We start from the raw sequence: 15872 nt of genomic DNA on the forward strand, positions 1-15872 counted from the left end.
TGCAGGGGGGACCCTGTGGGAGAGTAGGACGCCGCCGAACAATTTTTAGCCTCAACCCCCGGACCTTGTCCGGGGGTTGAGGCATTTTTGCGTTCCGGGCCCGGTCGGCGCCCCCCTGTGCACCGGGGCGTTGTGGCTGAGGGTAAGGTCAGGAGGCATCGTCCGTACGTTCCCAGCAGGAGGCCCCCGGGTGGAGGTCCAGGAGACCCGCGTTCAGACCGACCGGGTCCTCACCATCCCCAACATTCTCAGCATGGCGCGTCTCGCCGGCGTGCCGCTGTTTCTGTGGTTGATTCTCCGTCCGGAGTTCGGTGGCCCCAACAGTGACGGCTGGGCGCTTCTCGTCCTGATGCTCAGCGGCGTCAGCGACTATCTCGACGGCAAACTGGCCCGGCGCTGGAACCAGATCAGCAACCTTGGCCGGCTGCTCGATCCCGCCGCCGACCGGCTGTACATCCTGTCCACTCTCGTGGGTCTCACCTGGCGCGAGATCCTGCCGTGGTGGCTGACCGCCGCCCTCCTGGCGCGCGAGGCCATGCTGCTGGTGATGGTGGGAATCCTCCGTCGGCACGGTTACCCGCCGCCGCAGGTGAACTTCCTCGGCAAAGCTGCGACTTTCAACCTGATGTACGCGTTCCCGTTGCTGCTTCTCAGTGACGGAACGGGCTGGCTTTCGTCACTCGCTGAAGTTTTCGGGTGGGCCTTCGCAGGATGGGGTACAACTCTGTATTGGTGGGCAGGGATCCTCTACGTGGTCCAGGTCCGTCGACTCGTGAAGGCGGATACCGCGGCCGATTGAGCCCGTCTGTCCTGTGCCGAGCAGCGTCGCCGGCAACATCGAGGACGTCCGAGGGCCCCTGAGCGGACAGGTGAAGTCGGCAGGACCGTCGTCTCTTCAAGGAGGACGCTTCCGACATGAAGGCCGTTGTGATGGCCGGTGGCGAAGGAACTCGCCTTCGCCCTATGACCTCGAGCATGCCCAAGCCTCTACTGCCGGTGGTGAACCGGCCGATCATGGAGCACGTCCTACGACTGCTCAAGAGGCACGGTCTCAACGAGACCGTCGTCACCGTGCAGTTTCTCGCCTCGCTCGTCAGGAACTACTTCGGCGACGGCGAGGAGCTCGGGATGGAGCTCACGTATGCCAACGAGGAGAAGCCACTCGGTACAGCGGGCAGTGTGAAGAACGCCGAGGAAGCGTTGAAGGACGACGCTTTTCTCGTGATCTCGGGGGACGCACTCACCGATTTCGATCTCACCGATCTCATTGCCTTCCACAAGGAGAAGGGCGCCCTCGTCACGGTCTGTCTCACCCGTGTGCCGAATCCGCTGGAATTCGGAATCACGATCGTCGACGAAGAAGGCAAGGTCGAGCGCTTCCTTGAGAAGCCCACCTGGGGCCAGGTCTTCTCCGACACCGTGAACACGGGCATCTACGTGATGGAGCCCGAGGTCTTCGACTACGTCCAGGCGGACGTTTCGGTGGACTGGTCGGGTGATGTCTTTCCGCAGCTGATGAAGGAAGGCAAGCCGATCTACGGCTATGTCGCCGAGGGCTACTGGGAGGACGTGGGCACCCACGAGAGCTACGTGAAGGCCCAGGCGGACGTCCTGGAAGGCAAGGTCCAGGTCGACATCGACGGCTTCGAGATCTCGCCGGGCGTGTGGGTCGCCGAAGGTGCCGAGGTGCACCACGACGCCGTGCTGCGGGGACCGCTCTTCATCGGTGACTATGCCAAGGTCGAGGCCGGTGCCGAGATCCGTGAGCACACCGTCATCGGCTCGAACGTCGTCGTGAAGAGCGGCGCCTTCCTGCACAAGGCCGTCGTCCACGACAACGTCTACGTCGGGCAGCAGAGCAATCTGCGCGGCTGTGTGATCGGGAAGAACACAGACATCATGCGGGCCGCCCGGATCGAGGACGGAGCCGTCATCGGGGACGAGTGCCTGATCGGTGAGGAATCGATCGTGCAGGGCAACGTCCGGGTCTACCCGTTCAAGACGATCGAGGCCGGCGCCTTCGTCAACACCTCGGTCATCTGGGAGTCCCGTGGGCAGGCCCACCTCTTCGGAGCCCGAGGGGTCTCCGGCATCCTCAACGTGGAGATCACCCCGGAACTCGCCGTCCGGCTGGCGGGCGCGTACGCCACGACCCTGAAGAAGGGCGCGACCGTCACCACGGCCCGTGACCACTCCCGGGGTGCGCGGGCGCTGAAACGGGCGGTGATCTCGGCGCTGCAGGCCAGCGCCATCGACGTACGGGACCTGGAGAACGTACCGCTGCCGGTGGCGCGGCAGCAGACCGCGCGGGGAAGCGCCGGCGGCATCATGGTGCGGACCTCGCCCGGAGTGCCCGACTCCGTGGACATCATGTTCTTCGACGAGCGTGGTGCCGACCTGTCGCAGGGCGGGCAGCGCAAGCTCGACCGGGTGTTCGCGCGCCAGGAGTACCGCCGTGCGTTCCCCGGAGAGATCGGCGACCTGTCCTTCCCGGCGAGCGTCTTCGACTCGTACACCGGCTCCCTGCTGCGGAACGTCGACACCTCCGGAATCGCCGAGGCCGGACTGAAGGTCGTCGTGGACGCGTCCAACGGCAGCGCCGGGCTCGTACTGCCCAGCCTCCTCGGACGCCTCCAGGTCGACTCGCTGACGATCAACCCGGGGCTCGACGAGTCCAGACCCACCGAGTCGGTCGAGAGCCGGCGGGCCGGGCTCGTACGCCTCGGGGAGATCGTGGCCTCGGCGCGGGCCGCGTTCGGGGTGCGGTTCGACCCCGTCGGCGAGCGGCTCTCGCTCGTGGACGAGCGGGGGCGGATCATCGAGGACGACCGGGCGCTCCTGGTGATGCTGGACCTGGTCGCGGCCGAGCGGCGCTCGGGACGGGTCGCCCTGCCGGTGACCACCACACGGATCGCCGAGCAGGTCGCCGCGTACCACGGCACGCAGGTGGAGTGGACGACGACCTCGCCGGACGACCTCACGAGGGTCGGGCGCGAGGAGTCGACGATCTTCGGCGGCGACGGGCGCGGCGGGTTCATCGTGCCCGAGTTCAGCAGCGTCTTCGACGGGGCCGCCGCGTTCGTGCGGCTGATCGGCCTCGTGGCGCGGACGCAGCTCACGCTGAGCCAGATCGACGCGCGGATTCCACGGGCGCACGTCCTCAAGCGGGACATCGCGACGCCGTGGGCCGTGAAGGGACTCGTGATGCGTCGGGTGGTGGAGGCGGCGGGCAGCCGCTCCGTGGACACCACCGACGGGGTGCGGGTGGTCGAGGCCGACGGGCGGTGGGTGATGGTGCTGCCCGACCCCGCCGAGGCCGTCACTCATCTGTGGGCCGAGGGGCCCGACGACGCCTCCGCCCAAGCCCTGCTCGACGAATGGGCCGCGGTGGTCGACAGCGCAGGTAGCTGAGCGGATCGGACCGGTCGTCGGGGAGGCACCCACGGGGTGCCTCCCCGACGGCTGGAGGGGCCATTCGGCGGTAGGCCGTGCGACGTGCGACGATGTGCGGCATGTCGCAGCAGCCCCCCGTTCGGAGCACCGGATCACCGCCGCCGCGCCCGGACGCGTCCATGTCGCTGCTGAACAACGTGATAGACCACGCGCTCGACGACGGTTACGCGGAGGCGACCGCCCGGCGTGCGGCCGAGGGCGGTGGGCTGCCCCGTAGCCTGCGGGCCAAGCTGGGTGTCGCCGCGGGCCTGGTGCTCGCCGCCGCCGTGGTGACCGTGGGCGCGGCCGAGGCACGGATCTCCGCGCCCGTCGTCGCCAAGGAGCGGCAGGAGCTGATCGACCGGATCGAGGAGGAGACGTCCTCGGCCGATCAGCTGGAGGCGGACGTCGAACGGATCCGGTCCGAGGTCGGCGAACGCCAGCGGCAGGCACTGCAGCAGCACGGCGGCGACCAGGCCGAGCTCGTGGGGCTGCTCTCGGGCGCGACGCCCGTGCACGGCCCCGGCGTGAAGCTCGTCGTCAACGACGCCAAGAACACCGACACCGGGGGAGGCGGGCCGCGGGAGAGCAGCGGCTTCGCCGACACGGGCCGGGTACGCGACCGGGACATGCAGCGCGTCATCAACGGGCTCTGGGAGTCCGGCGCCGAGGCCGTCGCCATCAACGGTCAGCGGCTCACCTCACTGTCCGCGATCCGGGCCGCGGGCGACGCCATACTGGTCGACAACAAGCCGCTGGTGCCGCCGTACACCATCCTCGCGATCGGGGACGGGCAGCGGCTGAGCACCGCGTTCCAGGACAGCGCCGACGGGCAGTATCTGCACGCGCTGGTGGAGAACTTCGGGATCAGGAGCGGGATCACGACCGAGGGCGACGTACGCCTGCCGGCCGCGCCGAGCCTGACCGTACGTACCGCAGAGCCGAGGGGGGCCGGGGCGGCGACGCCGTCCGGTCGGGCCACGGCCGACACAGGGAAGGGCACATCGTGATCGCCGTACTGGGCCTGATCGTCGGAGTCGTGGTCGGACTGTTGGTCCGCCCCGAGGTTCCGGCGGTGGTCGAGCCCTATCTTCCGATCGCCGTGGTCGCCGCCCTCGACGCGGTCTTCGGCGGCCTCAGGGCCATGCTCGACGGGATCTTCGTCGACAAGGTCTTCGTGGTCTCGTTCCTCTCCAACGTGGTCGTGGCCGCCCTGATCGTCTTCCTCGGCGACAAGCTGGGCGTGGGCGCGCAGCTGTCGACCGGTGTGGTCGTCGTGCTGGGCATCCGGATCTTCTCCAACGCGGCCGCCATCCGGCGCCATGTCTTCCGGGCGTGAGGCCGATGAGCGAGAACCCGCAGAACCCTGAGAACCCGCAGGGCCCCCAGAATCCGCAGGGCCCCCAGAATCCGCAGGAACCCCAGAACTCGCAGAGTCCTGAGAGCTCGCAGAGTCCTCAGAACCCGCAGAGCCCGAAGAAGTCCGGCCACGCCGAGAACTCGGAGAACGACCGGGAGCCCGGGAGCCTCGGGAAGCCGCAGAGTGCCGGCGGACCGGAGCGCGTGGGGAAGCCGGAGAGCGCGGGTCGGCCGGAGGGCGTGGGCGAGCCCGTGCCCGGCGGCACGTCGCGAGAGCACGAGCCGCCCTCGGACTCGGTCCGTGACACGGCCGCGGACCACGACGTCCGCGTACCCGTGCCGCCGGTCGCCCCCGCGGCCGAGCCGAGCGGACGGCGGCGGCTCGCCTCCGCGCTGTGGCCGCCCCGGGTGACGCGCGCCCAACTCGTCGTCGCGCTGCTGCTGTTCGTCCTCGGTCTGGGCCTGGCCATCCAGGTCTCCTCGACCAGCGACAACAGCGCCCTGCGCGGCGCGCGCCAGGAGGACCTGGTCCGGATCCTCGACGAGCTCGACGACCGTACGCAGCGCCTGGAGGACGAGAAGTCCCGCCTGGAGAAGCAGCGCACCGAGCTGGAGTCCAGTTCGGACCAGGCCGAGGAGGCGCGCAAGCAGACCCAGGAGAAGGAGCAGCAGCTCGGGATCCTGGCAGGCACCGTCGCGGCCGAGGGGCCCGGCATCACGCTGACCGTCGGCGACCCGAGCGGGGCCGTCGAGTCGGACATGCTGCTCGACGCCATCCAGGAGCTGCGCGCCGCCGGCGCCGAGGCGATCCAGGTCAACGGTGTCCGGGTGGTCGCGGACAGTTATTTCACCGGTAGCGGTGATGACATGCAGATCGATGGAACGAAGGTGGCCGCTCCGTACGTCTTCAAGGTCATCGGCAAGCCGGAGGATCTCGAGCCCGCGCTCAACATCCCCGGCGGTGTCGTGCAGACCCTGGAGAAGGAGCAGGCCACGGCCACGGTGGAGCGGTCGGCGAAGATCGTCGTCGACGCCTTGCGACCCGCGAAGCGGCCTGACTACGCTCAGTCGTCCTCGCAGTGAGAGGGAGACACAGGGGGTCCCGCGACAAGGGCAAGACGTTGCGGGGGGTCGGCGCACCACATCGGTGGTGCGTGGTGGAAACTGTCCGGAGGATACGGACGTTGTGAAGGTGTCCGGGTCGGCAGGTGTGATGGATCTCGGTTCGTCCTGCCCCACGGGCGGGTCTGTTTCGGTCAAGGGGAATCGCCCGTGAGTTTTTTTGCGAAGTTGTTCGGCAAGAGCGGACGCGAGGACGGCGGTAACGCCAAGCACCGCGCGTCGCGCCACGCCCAGAGCGAGGAGCAGGGCGGCGAACGCCCGCTCTTCCGCGACGAGGTCGGTGGCCAGGGCGGTGACGTTCCCGGCGCGTACGGCGCGTCGTCTGTTGACCCTGCCGGGGCCGCCCGCATAGGTTTCGGAGAACCATCAACCTCAAGTACGGGTGGAGGGTTCACCCCCGATCCGTATGCGACACAGACCTCGGCGGGTCAGCCGCGGCAGGAGGATGCGTCCATGCCGGTGTGTACGAGGTGCGGTCACCGCAACGCGGCCGACAGCCGTTTCTGCTCCCACTGCGGCACGCCGCTGCGGGGCGGAGTCGCTCCCGAGCGTGCTTCCGAGACGACGTCCACGATCTCCATCTCGGGCCTTGAGGCCTACGACGCGGAGGTCACCGGCCAGACCCAGCTGCCCTCGCTCTCTCCCGAGGCGCTGGCGGCCGTCGAGGCCCTGCCGTCCGGTTCCGCGCTCCTCGTGGTGCGTCGTGGGCCGAACTCCGGCAGCCGCTTCCTGCTCGACGGTGAGCTGACGACGGCCGGCCGTCACCCGCAGAGCGACATCTTCCTGGACGACTTCACGGTCTCCCGGCGCCATGTCGAGTTCCGGCGGGCCCAGGACGGCAGCTTCACCGTCGCCGACGTCGGCAGCCTCAACGGCACGTACGTCAACCGCGAGCCGATCGAATCGGTCGTCCTGTCCAACGGCGACGAGGTGCAGATCGGTAAGTACCGCCTGGTCTTCTACTCGAGCCAGCGGGGCATGTAGCGCCTCGGAGAAGCCTTCAGGGAAGGTCCATGCTGCGAACACCGACGGGCGGTGCCGGTGCCGGCACCGCCACCGCGGGCGACCGGCTGGTCAGCATCGGCACGGTGCTGAACCAGTTGCGCGACGAATTTCCCGAAGTGACCATCTCCAAGATCCGGTTCCTGGAGGCCGAGGGGCTCGTGGAGCCCCGGCGTACGGCCTCCGGGTACCGGAAGTTCAGCCCGCAGGATGTCGAGCGGCTCGCTCAGATCCTGCGGATGCAGCGGGACCACTACCTTCCGCTGAAGGTCATCCGTGAGCACCTCGACGCCCTCGCGCGCGGGGAGACGATCAAGCTCCCGGCGCCCGGGCGCCGGCGGGATCTGATCGAAGGGGCCTGGGCGCAGGACGCCGAGCCCCCCACCGCCGCGCGGATCGGGCGGGCCGAACTGATGGCCGCGGCCGAGGTCACCGAGACGGAGCTCCTGGCGTGGGAGTCGTACGGTCTGATCTCCGAGACGGACGGCGGCGGCTACGACCCCGAGACCGTGACCGTCGCGCGGCTCGTCGCGGATCTGGGGCGATTCGGCCTCGAACCCCGGCATCTGAGGGCCGTCAAGGCCGCCGCGGACCGCGAGGCCGGTCTGATCGAGCAGGTCGTCGCGCCGCTGCGCCGGCACCGCAACCCGCAGACCAGAGCCCACGCGGAGGCCACCGCGCAGGAGCTCGCCGCACAGTCGGTGCGGCTGCACGCCGCACTCGTACAGACCGCGCTGGGCATTCGGCTGCAGTGAGCCCGTGAGTTCTCGGGGCCGATTCGTGCCGGGTTCGGGGCGGGTTCTTGTCGGGTTCGTACCGGGTTCGGGGCGTGTGCGGGGGTGGGCTTGGGTGGGCCCGACTATCCAAACCGGTCGGGCACGTCCTAGGGTTGCTGTGTGAACGAGCTCGACGTTGTGGGTGTCCGGGTGGAAATGCCCTCCAACCAGCCGATCGTGCTCCTGCGTGAAGTGGGAGGCGATCGGTACCTCCCCATCTGGATCGGACCGGGTGAGGCGACCGCGATCGCCTTCGCCCAGCAGGGGATGGCCCCTCCGCGGCCGCTGACGCACGACCTTTTCAAGGACGTGCTGGAGGCTGTGGGACAGGAACTCACCGAAGTCCGCATCACGGATCTGCGTGACGGGGTCTTCTACGCCGAGCTGGTCTTCGCCAGCGGCGTCGAGGTGAGCGCGCGGCCTTCGGACGCGATAGCACTGGCCCTCCGGACCGGAACGCCGATCTACGGCAGTGACGGTGTGCTGGACGATGCCGGCATCGCGATTCCGGACGAGCAGGAGGACGAGGTGGAGAAGTTCCGCGAGTTCCTCGACCAGATCTCACCGGAGGATTTCGGGACCAACAGTCAGTGAGTCGAAGCGGCGCGGCCGCTGGCCGTTCGCGGAGTGCTGTCAGAGCATTCGAGTAGCCTTTCCCCGGCGAGAGAGACGCGAAACCACTCTCAGGGTGATTATCACTCGGCGTGCCGAGTGTGGCGATCGTTGACGCACCCCGAGTGACTGCCTACCTTCGTGTGGGCAGGTCAAGGACGGAGGGTCGGCGTGATGAGCAGCGCGGACGGTACGGCAGGCAGCTCGCTCGGACGCGTGTCCGGAGACAGCGGTCCGTATCCGCTTCACGGCAGTGTGGGCGACTTCGGTACGGGTTCGGGTACGGACGCCGGTGCGGGCGGCGGCGCGGCCGCGGGCCCCGGGGGTGCTTCCGGTACCGGTCCCGGCGCGGCGGGTGAGACGGTCGGCTATCGCGGCCCCACGGCCTGTGCTGCGGCCGGGATCACCTATCGCCAGCTGGACTACTGGGCGCGTACGGGGCTCGTGGAGCCGAGCGTGCGGCCCGCGTACGGGTCGGGGACCCAGCGGCTCTACAGCTTCCGCGACGTCGTCGTGCTGAAGATCGTCAAGCGTTTCCTCGACACCGGGGTCGCCCTGCAGAACATCCGGGCCGCGGTGCAGCACCTGCGTGCGCGGGGCTTCCGCGATCTGGAGCGGATGACGCTCATGAGCGACGGGGCCACGGTGTACGAGTGCTCCTCGCCGGACGAGGTCGTCGACCTGCTCCAGGGCGGGCAGGGTGTCTTCGGCATCGCCGTCGGCGTGGTCTGGCGGGACGTCGAGGCGGCGCTCTCGCAGCTGCACGGGGAGCGGGTCGACACGGGCGAGACGCTCGTGGGACACAACCCGGGGGACGAGCTGGCGCGGAGGCGTCGGGACCGGGCCGTCTGAGGGGCTGGGACCTGGCCCTTCGGGGGCCGGTGGGGCTTGGCCCCCGGGTTCACGACTCGGGCCGTGCGGTGTGGTGGGGGCCGTTGTCAGTGGTGTGAGGCAGCATCGGACGTGTGAGAGCCGCGCCCACCATCCTGCATCTCGACATGGATGCCTTCTTCGCCGCCGCCGAGCAGGCGTCGAAGCCCAGCCTGCGCGGAAAGCCCGTGGTCGTCGGCGGTCTCGGGCCCCGTGGCGTCGTCGCCACCGCCTCGTACGAGGCGCGTCGCTTCGGAGTCCACTCGGCCATGCCCATGGGCCAGGCGCGGCGGCTCGCGCCGAACGCGGCCTATCTCGTACCCCGCTTCTCGTTCTACCGGTCGATCAGCGAGCAGGTCATGGAGCTGCTCGGACGGCTCTCACCGCTCGTGGAGCCGCTCAGCCTCGACGAGGCCTTCGTGGACCTGGAGGCCGGGGGCGTGGCCGACGACAGTGCGAGCGCGCGGGCGGCCGGTGAGCGGCTGCGGGTCGACATCCTGGCGACGACGGGGCTCTCGGGGTCCGTGGGGCTCGCGGGATCCAAGATGATCGCGAAGATCGCCTCCGAGGAGGCGAAGCCCGACGGCCTCGTGCTGATCGAACCCGGGACTGAGCAGGAGCTTCTCGCGCCGCGGTCGGTGCGGATCCTGCCCGGTGTCGGGCCGGCGACCGGTGAGCACCTCCGGCGGGCCGGGATGACCACCGTGTCCGACCTCGCGGAGGCGGGCGAGGACGAGCTCGTGCGGCTCCTGGGGCGGGCGCACGGGGCCTCGCTGTACCTGATGGCCCGGGGGTACGACGATCGGCCCGTGGTGGCCGAGCGGGACGCGAAGTCGGTCTCGGTCGAGGACACGTTCGACGTCGACCTGCACGACCGGGTCCGGATCAGGTTCGAGGTCGAGCGGCTCGCGGAGCGGTGCGTGGGGAGGTTGCGGGCCTCCAAGCACTCCGGGCGGACCATCGTCCTGAAGGTGCGGCGCTTCGACTTCTCGACGCTCACGCGGTCCGAGACGCTCCGGGGGCCCACGGACGATCCGGGTGTGGTGCGGGAGGCGGCGGGGCGGCTGCTCGAAGCGGTGGACACGACCGGGGGCGTGCGGTTGCTGGGGGTCGGGGTGAGCGGGCTCGCGGACTACACGCAGGAGGATCTGTTCGCTCAGGCGGGGGCCGAGGCGGGGCCGAGCGTGGGGTCGGAGGGGGCCTCGGTCACGGCCTCGGCGTCTGTGGAGGGAACCGCGGGTGACAGTGCTGCGGGCGCGACCGCCGGGTCTGCTGTGGCCTCTGTCGAGCCTGAGGCTCCTGTGCCTGCGCCTGTGGAGCGGCATTGGTCGCCCGGGCATGACGTCCGGCACGCCGTGTACGGCGCAGGGTGGGTGCAGGGGAGCGGGGTGGGGCGGGTGACGGTGCGGTTCGAGGAGCCGGGATCGGCGCCGGGGCGGGTCCGGACCTTCGCGGTGGACGATCCGGAGCTTGAGCCGGGGGAGGCGTTGCCGTTGGTGGGGCGGGGGTGAGCCGGCGGTTCGCGCGGTGGCGGGTGCCGGGTGCCGCGATGGTGTGCCCGGCCTTGCGGCCGGGCTTGTGTTCCCACCCGCACCGGCCGTGCAGCTGCGCGGCTGGTGCGGGTGGTCTCCTACTGGCCTGCCAGGTGTCCGAAGTCCGTGTCCGGAGCGTCCGACGGGGGTGAGGGGAGGGCCAGGCTGTAGTGCCGGTAGAGCTGGAGCTCTTGTTCCGGGGAGAGGTGGCGGCCCACCCCGAAGTCGGGGGCGTCCTTGATCAGGGCGCGTTCGTACGGGATGTGGAGGCCGTTGTCGATCAATTCGCTCGGTTCGAGCGGGACGAAGGCGTCCCGGCTGAACAGGCCCGTGCGGACCGCTGCCCATTCCGGGATGCCGGTCGCGTCGTCCAGGTACACCTCGTCCACGGTTCCGATCTTGTGTCCGTTCCGGTCGTACGCCTTGCGGCCGATCAGGCTGCGCGGATCGATATCGGTCTGCACGGTCCCTCCAACTGGTCGCAACTGCTCTACACCCCTACGAAAGTGCACAACTGGGATGTCGGCCACTTGAGCGATGGAAGCCGCAACCTCGCTGGTAGGCTGGCTGTGGCTGTCGACCCCGTGCGGGAGAGTCCCCCGGAGAAACCTTCCGGTGGGCGCCGAAGGAGCAAATCCTCCCCGGAATCTCTCAGGCCCCTGTACCGCGCGGACGAGGTCACTCTGGAAAGCAGAGCGGTGTCCGACGGCATGCGCTCTCACCGACGGTGAAAGCCGGCGTGCCATGAGGCGTGCCGGTGAAACTCTCAGGTTGAGATGACAGAGGGGGAGGCCGTCCGGGTACCCGCGCCGTGGTGCCCCTCGCAGGTCGTGACGACCAGGAGGCCTCCGTACATGACCGCCAACCGCATTCCGCTCTCCGAACTCGAACAGGGCATCCCGTTCGAGCAGCGGCACATCGGGCCCGACGCCGAGGCGCGCGCCAAGATGCTCGCCCAGGTCGGTTACGGCTCCCTCGACGAGCTCACGGCCGCCGCGGTGCCGGACGTCATCAAGAACACCGAGGCGCTGGGCCTGCCGGCCGCGCGCACGGAGGCCGAGGTGCTCGCCGAGCTGCGCACCCTCGCCGACCGCAACCAGGTCCTCGCGCCCATGATCGGTCTCGGCTACTACGGGACCTTCACGCCGCCGGTGATCCTCCGGAACGTGATGGAGAACCCGGCCTGGTACACGGCGTACACGCCGTACCAGCCGGAGATCTCGCAGGGGCGCCTCGAGGCCCTGCTGAACTTCCAGACCGTCGTCGCCGACCTCACCGGGCTGCCCACCTCGGGTGCCTCGCTGCTCGACGAGGGCACCGCCGCCGCCGAGGCCATGGCGCTCTCCCGGCGCGTCGGCAAGGTCAAGAACGGTGTCTTCCTCATCGACGCCGACGCCCTGCCCCAGACGATCGCCGTCATCGAGACCCGCGCCGAGCCGACCGGTGTCGAGGTCGTCGTCGCCGACCTGAGCGACGGCATCCCGGCCGAGGTCGCCGAGCGCGGTGTCTTCGGTGTGCTCGTCCAGTACCCCGGTGCCTCCGGTGCCGTGCGGGACATCAAGCCGCTGATCGACGCCGCTCACGAGCTCGGTGCGATCGTCACCGTCGCCGCCGACCTGCTCGCGCTCACCCTGCTCACCTCGCCCGGTGAGCTCGGGGCCGACATCGCCGTCGGTACGACGCAGCGCTTCGGCGTTCCCATGGGCTTCGGCGGTCCCCACGCCGGCTACATGGCCGTCCAGGACAAGCACGCCCGCTCCCTGCCCGGCCGTCTCGTGGGTGTCTCCGTCGACGCCGACGGCAACCGCGCGTACCGCCTGGCCCTGCAGACCCGCGAGCAGCACATCCGCCGCGAGAAGGCCACCAGCAACATCTGTACCGCTCAGGTGCTGCTCGCCGTCATGGCCGGCATGTACGCCGTCTACCACGGCCCCGAGGGCCTCCAGGGCATCGCGCGCCGTACCCACCGGTACGCCGCGATCCTGGCCGCCGGCCTCACCGCCGGGGGCGTGGAGCTCACCCAGGGTGCCTTCTTCGACACCCTCACCGCCCGCGTGCCCGGCAAGGCCGACGAGGTCGTGGCCGCCGCCCGCGAGGCCGGTGTGAACCTCTACCGCGTCGAAGCGGACCACGTGTCCATGTCGTGCGACGAGACCACCGGGCGGGCCCAGCTCGCCGCCGTGTGGGGCGCCTTCGGCGTCACCGCCGACGTCGAGGCCCTGGACGCCACCGCCGAGGACACGCTGCCCGCCGGGCTGCTCCGCTCCGACGCGTACATGACCCACCCGGTCTTCCACGCGCACCGCTCCGAGACCTCGATGCTGCGCTACCTGCGCAAGCTGGCCGACCGCGACTACGCGCTCGACCGCGGCATGATCCCGCTCGGCTCCTGCACGATGAAGCTGAACGCGACGACCGAGATGGAGTCGGTGACCTGGCCCGAGTTCGGCCAGATGCACCCCTTCGCCCCGGTCGAGCAGGCGCAGGGCTACCTCACGCTCATCACCGAGCTGGAGGAGCGCCTCTCCGAGGTCACCGGCTACGACAAGGTGTCGATCCAGCCGAACGCCGGTTCGCAGGGCGAGCTGGCCGGCCTCCTCGCCGTCCGTGCCTACCACCGAGCCAACGGTGACGAGCAGCGCACCGTCTGCCTCATCCCGTCCTCCGCGCACGGCACCAACGCCGCCTCCGCGGTGATGGCCGGCATGAAGGTCGTCGTCGTGAAGACCGCCGACGACGGTGAGGTCGACGTCGCGGACCTGCGCGCCAAGATCGAGCAGTACCGCGACGAGCTGTCCGTGCTGATGATCACCTACCCGTCGACGCACGGCGTCTTCGAGGAGCACGTCGCCGACATCTGTGCCGAGGTCCACGAGGCCGGCGGCCAGGTGTACGTCGACGGCGCCAACCTCAACGCGCTCGTCGGTCTCGCCAAGCCGGGGCACTTCGGTGGCGACGTCTCGCACCTGAACCTGCACAAGACCTTCTGCATCCCGCACGGCGGCGGCGGCCCGGGCGTCGGCCCGGTCGGTGTCCGGGCGCACCTCGCCCCGTACCTGCCCAACCACCCGCTCCAGCCCACCGCGGGCCCGGAGACCGGCGTCGGCCCGATCTCGGCCGCCCCGTGGGGCTCCGCGGGCATCCTGCCGATCTCGTGGTCGTACGTGCGCCTCATGGGCGGCGAGGGCCTCAAGCGCGCCACGCAGGTCGCCGTCCTCGCGGCCAACTACATCGCCAAGCGCCTCGAGCCGCACTTCCCGGTGCTCTACACGGGCCCGGCCGGTCTGGTCGCCCACGAGTGCATCGTGGACCTGCGTCCGCTGTCCAAGGCGACGGGCGTCACGGTCGACGACATCGCGAAGCGCCTGATCGACTACGGCTTCCACGCACCGACGATGTCGTTCCCGGTGGCCGGCACGCTGATGATCGAGCCGACCGAGTCCGAGGACCTGACCGAGCTCGACCGCTTCTGCGACACCATGATCGCGATCCGGGCCGAGATCGAGAAGGTCTCCTCGGGCCAGTGGCCGGCGGAGGACAACCCGCTGCGCAACGCCCCGCACACCGCGGCGGCGCTGGGCGGCGAGTGGAACCACGCGTACACGCGTGACGAGGCCGTCTTCCCGGCCGGCGTCTCGGCCGCCGACAAGTACTGGCCGCCGGTGCGCCGCATCGACGGTGCCTTCGGCGACCGGAACCTGGTCTGCTCCTGCCCGCCGCTGGACGAGTACGACAACTGAGCATGACCTCGGCCGCGTACGACGGTCGAGCGTGAATCGAGGGCCGGTTCGGAGGACGTCTCCGGGCCGGCCCTCGGGCGTTGCGCGTGCCGTCAGGCGGCGGTCGTCACCTGGCCCGTCGACAACGGCCGGTGCGGAGCGATGATCTGCCCGTCCGGCAGCAGTTCACCGGTGTCCTCGAAGAGCAGGACGCCGTTGCACAGCAGGCTCCAGCCCTGCTCCGGGTGGTGCGCCGTCAGTCGGGCCGCCTCGCGGTCGGCGGAGTCGGCGGTGGGACAGGCAGGCTGGTGCTGGCACATGGGTGGGTTCTTTCGCTGCGTCGTAGTGGATGTCCTGCGGCTCTTCGCGCTCATCGCCGCCCCCGTCGGTCGGTTCGGTTCCGATCCCAGTCTTGCCCCATGGACGGTCTTCCGCAGGGATTTCGCGGCAGCTCGTCCTTTCCTGGGAAGACGCATCACCCGCAGGGGCGGTTCAGGTCAACTGCACGGTCTCTTTGGGTGGTTCGGAGTGGTCCCAGTGGGCTAGTCCGTCCGGGAGGGGTGTTCGGGCGGCGCGTTCGGGCCGGGTGCTCGGACAGCAGTGCGCCCCGTGACCCGGGCGGGTCACGGGGCGGTGACGCTCGTGCGGTGGATCAGGCGGGCGCCGCCGAGCCCAGGAGGGGCGGCGGCGCGAGGCGCGTACTGAGCACGGGCAGGAGGTCGGCGACGGGGTACGGACGGTGGGCCGCGATCCCCGGCGGGGCGGGCGCCAGTGGCACCATCAGATCCGCCGCGGCCGGGGTGGTGGTGGCGCCGTCCGCCTCCGGCTCGGCGTGCAGCCAGAGGGTCAGCATGTAGAGCTCCGGTACGGAGAGCAGTCGCGGCTGGTACGGGCCGGGCAGCGCCTCGGCCTGGAGCAGCGCCCGCTCCGTCGCGGTGACGTAGGGCCCCTCGAAGAAGTGCGAGAAGGACCAGCCGTCCGGGGTCAGCATGGTGTCCGCGGCGGCGATGGCCCGGCCCCCGTTCCTGATCAGGAAGCGCCAGCCGGCGAGACGGGTGCGGGGGGCCTGCCCGGGGGTCCCGGCGACGCCGAGGACATGTACGGGCAGGGGGAGTTCGGGGCTCAGTGGTCCCTGCGCGGCCCGCAGGGCGGGAGTTCGCGCCTCACGGACGGCGGTCGGTGAGCCGAGGGCCGCGAGGACGCTGCGGAGGGCCGGCGCAGGGGCCGGGGAGGGTCGGAGCATGGTGGGTCGCCTCTCACTCAGGAGACACGGTGATGCGTGGGCAGGTACGACGGCGCTGTCGGCGGCGGGGCCAGAGGAGGGCCATGAGGCCATGACCGGGCGCCAACACTCTGCCTCGTCCGCGGAGTTTATACGACACGTGTTCACGGAGTGTTTCCGCTAGACGACGTCGATATTCCTGGCAAGGCGTCATCAAGCCGTAAAA

At 70.0% G+C, this 15872-nt stretch carries 14 protein-coding genes and 1 riboswitch; of the genes, 11 read left to right on the forward strand and 3 right to left on the reverse strand.

Annotated elements, in window-relative coordinates; translation table 11 throughout:
• Positions 1-190 precede the first annotated feature (190 nt).
• The 10 genes from ACZ4XX_RS36930 (at position 191) to ACZ4XX_RS36975 (ending at position 10684) form a co-directional block, all read left to right on the forward strand.
• Positions 191-799: a CDP-alcohol phosphatidyltransferase family protein gene (locus tag ACZ4XX_RS36930; protein WP_189831299.1), complete on the forward strand. Its 609-nt coding sequence runs from the start codon at positions 191-193 to the stop codon at positions 797-799.
• 116 nt (positions 800-915) lie between these two features.
• Positions 916-3411, forward strand: a complete 2496-nt coding sequence (locus ACZ4XX_RS36935) for a sugar phosphate nucleotidyltransferase (protein ID WP_468512194.1) — start codon at positions 916-918, stop codon at positions 3409-3411.
• A 92-nt stretch (positions 3412-3503) separates the two neighbouring features.
• The gene (locus tag ACZ4XX_RS36940; protein ID WP_468512220.1) at positions 3504-4442 is read left to right on the forward strand and encodes a DUF881 domain-containing protein; all 939 of its coding nucleotides are present in this window, start codon (positions 3504-3506) and stop codon (positions 4440-4442) included.
• On the forward strand, positions 4439-4771 hold the full coding sequence (locus ACZ4XX_RS36945) for a small basic family protein (protein WP_015032176.1): 333 nt from the start codon (positions 4439-4441) through the stop codon (positions 4769-4771). The genes ACZ4XX_RS36940 and ACZ4XX_RS36945 overlap by 4 nt, the downstream gene beginning before the upstream one ends.
• Before the next feature lie 356 nt (positions 4772-5127).
• Entirely contained in the window at positions 5128-5874 is a 747-nt protein-coding gene (locus ACZ4XX_RS36950; RefSeq protein WP_468512221.1) for a DUF881 domain-containing protein, read from the forward strand.
• A 60-nt stretch (positions 5875-5934) separates the two neighbouring features.
• On the forward strand, positions 5935-6897 hold the full coding sequence (locus tag ACZ4XX_RS36955; protein WP_468512222.1) for an FHA domain-containing protein: 963 nt from the start codon (positions 5935-5937) through the stop codon (positions 6895-6897).
• 29 nt (positions 6898-6926) lie between these two features.
• Positions 6927-7670 carry a transcriptional regulator FtsR gene (gene ftsR, locus ACZ4XX_RS36960; protein ID WP_468512195.1) on the forward strand — a complete coding sequence of 248 codons (744 nt, stop codon included), beginning with the start codon at positions 6927-6929 and terminating at the stop codon, positions 7668-7670.
• Between the two features lie 141 nt (positions 7671-7811).
• A complete protein-coding gene (locus ACZ4XX_RS36965) occupies positions 7812-8285 on the forward strand; it encodes a bifunctional nuclease family protein (protein WP_015032172.1) in 474 nt (157 codons plus the stop codon).
• A 192-nt stretch (positions 8286-8477) separates the two neighbouring features.
• Positions 8478-9155: a MerR family transcriptional regulator gene (locus tag ACZ4XX_RS36970; RefSeq protein ID WP_468512196.1), complete on the forward strand. Its 678-nt coding sequence runs from the start codon at positions 8478-8480 to the stop codon at positions 9153-9155.
• A gap of 113 nt (positions 9156-9268) precedes the next feature.
• Positions 9269-10684: a DNA polymerase IV gene (locus tag ACZ4XX_RS36975; protein WP_468512197.1), complete on the forward strand. Its 1416-nt coding sequence runs from the start codon at positions 9269-9271 to the stop codon at positions 10682-10684.
• A 119-nt stretch (positions 10685-10803) separates the two neighbouring features.
• Here the strand turns inward: ACZ4XX_RS36975 and ACZ4XX_RS36980 are convergent, their stop codons facing one another.
• Positions 10804-11169 (reverse strand): PRC-barrel domain-containing protein, encoded by a 366-nt coding sequence (locus ACZ4XX_RS36980; RefSeq protein WP_468512198.1) that lies wholly within the window; start codon positions 11167-11169, stop codon positions 10804-10806.
• A gap of 113 nt (positions 11170-11282) precedes the next feature.
• Positions 11283-11382, forward strand: a riboswitch (glycine riboswitch).
• A gap of 177 nt (positions 11383-11559) precedes the next feature.
• On the opposite strand from ACZ4XX_RS36980, the gene gcvP reads away from it, so the two are divergent.
• Positions 11560-14445 (forward strand): aminomethyl-transferring glycine dehydrogenase, encoded by a 2886-nt coding sequence (gene gcvP, locus ACZ4XX_RS36985; protein ID WP_468512199.1) that lies wholly within the window; start codon positions 11560-11562, stop codon positions 14443-14445.
• A gap of 92 nt (positions 14446-14537) precedes the next feature.
• Here gcvP and ACZ4XX_RS36990 read toward each other — a convergent pair whose 3' ends face one another.
• On the reverse strand, positions 14538-14744 hold the full coding sequence (locus ACZ4XX_RS36990) for a DUF5999 family protein (RefSeq protein WP_055602597.1): 207 nt from the start codon (positions 14742-14744) through the stop codon (positions 14538-14540).
• A 332-nt stretch (positions 14745-15076) separates the two neighbouring features.
• Positions 15077-15667, reverse strand: coding sequence for a hypothetical protein (locus tag ACZ4XX_RS36995; RefSeq protein WP_468512200.1), 591 nt, complete (start codon positions 15665-15667; stop codon positions 15077-15079).
• Positions 15668-15872: the final 205 nt, after the last annotated feature.

Source organism: Streptomyces sp. NPDC029956, from assembly GCF_055574655.1.

Coding starts and splice junctions, on each gene's coding strand:
- ACZ4XX_RS36935 (WP_468512194.1), top strand. CDS start 916: ATGAAGGCCGTTGTGATGGCCGGTGGCGAAGGAACTCGCCTTCGCCCT.
- ACZ4XX_RS36940 (WP_468512220.1), top strand. CDS start 3,504: ATGTGCGGCATGTCGCAGCAGCCCCCCGTTCGGAGCACCGGATCACCG.
- ftsR (WP_468512195.1), top strand. CDS start 6,927: ATGCTGCGAACACCGACGGGCGGTGCCGGTGCCGGCACCGCCACCGCG.
- ACZ4XX_RS36970 (WP_468512196.1), top strand. CDS start 8,478: ATGAGCAGCGCGGACGGTACGGCAGGCAGCTCGCTCGGACGCGTGTCC.
- gcvP (WP_468512199.1), top strand. CDS start 11,560: ATGACCGCCAACCGCATTCCGCTCTCCGAACTCGAACAGGGCATCCCG.
- ACZ4XX_RS36990 (WP_055602597.1), bottom strand. CDS start 14,744: ATGTGCCAGCACCAGCCTGCCTGTCCCACCGCCGACTCCGCCGACCGC.
- ACZ4XX_RS36995 (WP_468512200.1), bottom strand. CDS start 15,667: ATGCTCCGACCCTCCCCGGCCCCTGCGCCGGCCCTCCGCAGCGTCCTC.